Here is a 1,265-nt window from a genome sequence, read left to right as displayed (position 1 = left end):
TGAGTCCGGCTTTTTAGATACTCTACTTCAAACGGCAAAAGAATACAATAGTAGTGATATCCATTTAGAAATATATGAGAATAGGTGCCGTGTCCGATTCCGCCTTGATGGAAAATTGAAGGAGCAATTTATAATTAGTTCACAAGAATATCCTCAAATAATCAATCAGATTAAAATTAAAGCTGGACTAGATATTTCTCAAAAAAGACTTTCTCAGGACGGTAGGCTAACGGTTAAATCTGAAAACTTAGAAGACCAGTTCGATATCAGGGTATCTACCTTGCCCACTTTATATGGTGAAAAGATTGTCTTGAGAATATTAAAAAAAGATGGTGCATCGGTTGAATTGGCAAATTTAGGTTTTACAGATAAGGAACTTGAAATATATCTGGAAGCAACTAAAAAACCCAATGGTATAATTTTGATTTCTGGCCCTACTGGGTCTGGAAAGACTACAACTCTTTATGGTACCCTCAAGGCTTTGAATGAAGAAAATACCAATATACTCACTATTGAAGACCCTATTGAATACACTCTCGACGGCATAAATCAAGTACAGCTAAAAGAAGATATTGGATTTGACTTTCCATCTGCACTTAGAACTTTCTTACGGCAAGATCCAGATATTATTATGGTTGGTGAAATTAGGGATGAAGCAACCGCTAATATGGCGATTAAGGCTGCATTAACTGGACACTTAGTCTTATCTACAATCCACACTAATTCTGCCTGGTCAACTATTTCAAGACTTGCAGATATGGGAATACCTCCATATTTAATTGCTAGCACTCTAAATCTTAGCATGGCTCAGCGATTGGTCAGAATACTATGTCCAACATGTAAAAGAGAAACTTCAGTAAATAATCAGGATTTTCCAATTGATTTCAAAATTCCTTCTAGATTGGATTCCTATTATTATGCGGTGGGTTGCAATGAATGCTACTTTACTGGGTACATAGGTAGAAAAGCCATTTATGAACTAATCCCTATGAATTGGGATTTATCAAAATTAATCAAAGAAAATGTTTCAAATATTGATGATTATGAAACATCTATTAGAACAAACACATTAAAAGATAATGCACTAAGATTATTAAAAAATGGAGAAACATCTATCAATGAAATTTATTCGCTGTTAAATTAATTATTCATGAACTATAAAAGATTCTTTCTCATCACTTCTTTTTCTCTATTTTTTCTTTCAAGCTATAGTCAGGAAAAATCAGAACGTTTGCGTACTATTTCCAATCAAATGGAAATCTTAA

1 protein-coding gene is annotated in these 1,265 nt (G+C 33.4%); it reads left to right on the top strand.

All coding sequences use genetic code 11. The features are described from left to right. A partial coding sequence (locus ACNKXS_RS13740) for a GspE/PulE family protein (protein WP_417921352.1) occupies positions 1-1,144 on the top strand: 1,144 nt, incomplete at its 5' end. Between the last annotated feature and the right edge of the window lie 121 nt (positions 1,145-1,265).

The organism is Christiangramia marina, from assembly GCF_048285865.1.
GTDB classification, from domain to species: Bacteria; Bacteroidota; Bacteroidia; order Flavobacteriales; family Flavobacteriaceae; genus Christiangramia; species Christiangramia marina.
The sequence above is the reverse complement of the archived record's forward strand: the minus strand, read 5'-3'. Positions and strand labels throughout refer to the sequence as shown.